This window comes from Gemmatimonas sp., assembly GCF_046594945.1.
GTDB lineage: Bacteria > Gemmatimonadota > Gemmatimonadetes > Gemmatimonadales > Gemmatimonadaceae > Gemmatimonas.
The window spans coordinates 1-3,737 of the sequence record NZ_JBKJRB010000013.1 but is presented as its reverse complement, the minus strand read 5'-3'; the positions used below and the strand labels follow the sequence as shown (position 1 = coordinate 3,737).

5 protein-coding genes are annotated in these 3,737 nt (G+C 67.3%); all 5 read right to left on the bottom strand.

Annotation, left to right across the window (positions count from 1 at the left end):
- Positions 1–115 precede the first annotated feature (115 nt).
- Positions 116–307, bottom strand: a complete 192-nt coding sequence (locus tag ACLL97_RS01865) for a hypothetical protein (RefSeq protein ID WP_411278773.1) — start codon at positions 305–307, stop codon at positions 116–118.
- 28 nt (positions 308–335) lie between these two features.
- Positions 336–515 (bottom strand): hypothetical protein, encoded by a 180-nt coding sequence (locus ACLL97_RS01860; protein WP_411278772.1) that lies wholly within the window; start codon positions 513–515, stop codon positions 336–338.
- On the bottom strand, positions 512–1,336 hold the full coding sequence (locus tag ACLL97_RS01855; RefSeq protein WP_411278771.1) for an ExeA family protein: 825 nt from the start codon (positions 1,334–1,336) through the stop codon (positions 512–514). The genes ACLL97_RS01860 and ACLL97_RS01855 overlap by 4 nt, the downstream gene beginning before the upstream one ends.
- Positions 1,333–2,733, bottom strand: a complete 1,401-nt coding sequence (locus ACLL97_RS01850; RefSeq protein WP_411278770.1) for a helix-turn-helix domain-containing protein — start codon at positions 2,731–2,733, stop codon at positions 1,333–1,335. Before ACLL97_RS01850 ends, ACLL97_RS01855 begins: the two co-directional genes overlap by 4 nt.
- Before the next feature lie 75 nt (positions 2,734–2,808).
- On the bottom strand, positions 2,809–3,312 hold the full coding sequence (locus ACLL97_RS01845) for a hypothetical protein (RefSeq protein ID WP_411278769.1): 504 nt from the start codon (positions 3,310–3,312) through the stop codon (positions 2,809–2,811).
- Between the last annotated feature and the right edge of the window lie 425 nt (positions 3,313–3,737).

The window sequence follows — 3,737 nt, the reverse complement described above, 5'->3', positions numbered from 1 at the left end:
GGAACTGGCCGCGCGAGCGACGGGCGCGCGTCGCTCGACCGGCCGCCCCGCCCTATCGCTGACCGGTATCACCTCGAGGTCGACCTCGAGCTCGCGACCGGCGAGCGCACGGCCCTCAGGTGTTGCCGCTCACGCTGGATGATGTCTTCGAGGACTGGTTGGCTGATGGCCATCGCGACGATGACACCTGTTGCGCATTGGCGTGATGGGCATCGCGGAGGTGACTCGCTGCGTGCAGTCGCGTGATGTCCATCACGTCATGACAGGCCATGAGCGGCGCGACGATGGTCTTCGCCGGGGTGCTCATGGCCGTTCATCTCGACGATGGTGAGCCCTCAGAAGTGCGTTGTGTCGTCGAACGGGGACGGCTCGCCTGAGTCGGGTTCGTCCTCGGTCGGCTCGACCGCTTCGAGGCCGTAGGCCTGCCATATAGCTGTGGCCACGTTGTCGAGGAAGCGGACGACCGCGAGCGCTTCGTTGGGCGTCCAGTCGGGGGGAAGTTCAATCAGGATCATGTCGTTCCTTCCTCGAATGTCGAAGTGGTGTCGACGGCTCGGCAGATGATGTCGCGTTCGACCCTCTTCTTGGCGAGTCGCGCGGCCTCCCTGAGTGACCATGTGGCGATGCGGTCGACCTCGCGCAGAGACCCTCGGGTGGCTTCGTGCAGGAGGCCGATGGCGTCGCTGGCGAAGAGCTCCTTCTCATTGCCAGCGCGTCGGAGCCGCACCCGGAGATAGTCGTGGGTGTCGTCGATGGTCAGAGGGTCTACGCGAAAGCGCCGGTGAATCCGCTGGAACAGGGAGCGATTGCGCCTCAGCGCGAGCCGGTCCTCGAGCTCGGGCAGACCGACCAGAACCAGCGACAGGAGCGCGCGACTGTCCCATTCATAGTTGAGCAGGATGTGCAGATGGTCGAGCGTGTCCTGATGCAGCAGGTGCGCCTCGTCGAGGAGAAACACCGGGTGCATGTGGTCCCTGCCGAGGTCCTGCACATGCGTGCTGACCGCATAGAACAAAGCTGCAGCGGTGGCCGACGGCGCCAGGCCGAGCGCGTGACACAGCTGCCGATAGAAGTCGCGGCGACCCAGCGTGGCATTATGACAATAGGTCAGTCGGCACCCCTGCGCGGGAATGCGGGCACGCACCGCGCGCAAGACACACGTCTTGCCGACCCCAGGCTCACCCGTGAGCAGCACCGAGTCATGGTCGGCGATCGCCTCGCAGAGGTCGTCGATGAGGGCCTTCTTCGTGGGTGGGATCCACAGCTCGGCGTCACCGAGTTCCTTTGAGAACGGCTTCGTGCTGAAGTTGAAGTGGTCAAGATACTTGATGGTCAAGACAATTTCTCCGGAGTCTGCAGGGGTTCGGCCAGCAGCGCGCCTGCGGGGTCGAACGGGGTCGTGGGCTTGGCCTCGGCCACGCGTGGTTCGCGGCGGCGGCGGGCGTTCTTCGTGGGGTCGACGCGGTGGAGCATGAGGCGCTTGCCCTCGTGTTCGACCCAGGGGGCAGGTGGTCTATCGAGGAGGCAGCGACCGACAGTGACGAGGCGGCCGGAGAGGAAGCCCTGGTCGATTTCCCAGTCGATGCCGTCGACCGCGACGGTCGAGTCCTTGCGAACGCGGCGCTTGTCGCGCGCGGTGAACGCGTCGCGCAGCTTCGTGTCGTCGAGGTCGCGGACGTGCGTGGCTCTGCTCCAGATCGTGTCGGGCGATTGCCCCATGAGTGAGGCGTGCGGCGCGGCGTGATAGTGCCGTTCGAGGAACGCCGCGAGGCGCGCGTTGACGTCGGTGAGCGAGGCGAGCGAGCCTGCCGCATGCAGGAAGTCGAGGCAGCCTTCGCGCAGCGTGCGCCAGAATCGCTCCATTTTGCCGCGTGCTTGCGGGTCGTAGGGCTTCGCATGCAAGAGGTTGATACCGAGCCGCGCGCAGGCGGTCTGCAGGGCCTCGCCGCGATAGGTCGAGCCGTTGTCGAGGTAGAGTGCGGACGGTCGGCCGTGGCGTCTCAGCGCGGCCACGAAGAGCTCGAGCATGTCGGTTTCGCGCTCGGTGTGGTGGGCTTCGAGAGCGACGATATAGCGCGAGCAGTCGTCGAGGAGTCCGTGAATGCGAAGCGGGCGCGATATGCCATCGACCATGATCGCCGGGCCGTGGCAGACGTCGCCGTGCCATAGCGCGCCGGGTCGCTCGGCTTGCCAGCGTAGGCGCGGAGCCCCGCCCGCGGCCGCTCGCAGCGATTGTTTGTCGACTCCCTGCTCGTGGTAGAGGCGCCGCACCGTCGCGGGTGAGACGGCGTTTGCAGCGAGGCGTCCGTCGGCCACGAGTGTCCGCTGGATGAGTGTCACTGATGCGTGCGGATGTTCGCGCCGGATGTCGAGGAGCAGTGTGCGCTGCTCGGGCGTAAGGTTCTTGGCGCGCCCGCGGTCACTGCGAGGGCGCGGCCGGAGCGCGTCGAGGCCGCCGTGTCGATAGCGGTAGAGCCAACGCTCGAGTGTCGGCACCGAGAACGTGCGCGTCACATCGCCGTCGGGCGGGCGATAGCGCTGACGGCTGAGGCGGCGCAGCTCGGCCTGGAGCTCGCCGCGCGTGAGCTCGCGGTGGGTGATGGTGCCGATGACCTGACTTCGGAAGATCGCCACTTCTTCCGAGTGATCGGAGGGCGTGAGAGCGGGCATGAGTCTCCTTGGGGGCCGCAGCAGCGAGCGACAGTGCTCGGTCGGGTCGGCCTTTGGGGTCATGCAGGGTCTCGGTCCGGGGCGCTCCGATCTGGGATGGTGGGGAGCTCGGGGCCGCCTCTGGTGCGGTCGGGGACATCACGCAGCGTGCGCACCTCCGACGTAGAGCAGGCCCTCCGTGGTGAGGTGCCGATCGCCGGGCGGGGCGAAGCCGATGAGGGCGGTGGCGAGGCGGCGTGCCGTGACGCGGTGGTCCTCGTCGGCGATGACTGAGAGCCGTGAGAAGAGGCGGCCTGCGGCGCCTGCGACGGCCCAGCGCCGCAGCGTCACCCAGTGGTGGCGGGCGGCATCGCCGATCACGGAGTTCGGCGAGACCTGGGTGCGCACCGCGGGCGACGAGAGGCCAAGGAGGCCCCAGAGGCCCAGCGCCAGGCTGATCGCGGCTGCGGCATATAGGCGACGGCGGATGACACCTCGCGGCACGACAGTGATGACCGCGCCACACGCCTGGCACAGGTAGCGGCGCACGAGGATGACGGTGACCTCGCTGTTGCCCTGCGACGCGAGCGGTCCAAGCTGCAGGCGTTCCCGAGACCCGTGTCCATGAATCGCCAGCGCGCCACCCGCCGGGCGGCTCGCCACCGCGCAGGCCGGACAACGTCCTGGCCTAATCGCCGACACCGACGGCAGGTTCGCAACCCAGGCCTTGACGTCGAGGTCGACTCGTACGATTCGATTTGTGCTTCGCTCCAACACGTTCGAGGCACGGCGGGAGGGGCGATCGTCGGCTAAAACAGTGGCCCCTCCCGCCACCCACTCGGGCCGGCCGCCGCCGAAGCCTCCCTCCCGGCGCGTGGACTACATCAACGGTCGCGATCGCGCGCGTACCATCTCCACGATGGCCCCCGCTCCCCGTCAACGACGGTCGACATCACGCAGTCGGGTCAGTTGCGGTCCCAAACAGATCATTCTCGGTGCTCAGGAACACAACACGGTCGCCGTGCCACTCCCAAGGTGTCCATTGTGCCAAATGCGAGGAGTATTGCCCGCGAATGCTGTTCAGCCGG

Bases quoted from the DNA above. Each gene is read 5' to 3' on its own strand.
- ACLL97_RS01850 (WP_411278770.1), bottom strand. From the start codon at position 2,733: ATGACCCCAAAGGCCGACCCGACCGAGCACTGTCGCTCGCTGCTGCGG.
- ACLL97_RS01860 (WP_411278772.1), bottom strand. From the start codon at position 515: ATGATCCTGATTGAACTTCCCCCCGACTGGACGCCCAACGAAGCGCTC.
- ACLL97_RS01865 (WP_411278773.1), bottom strand. From the start codon at position 307: ATGAGCACCCCGGCGAAGACCATCGTCGCGCCGCTCATGGCCTGTCAT.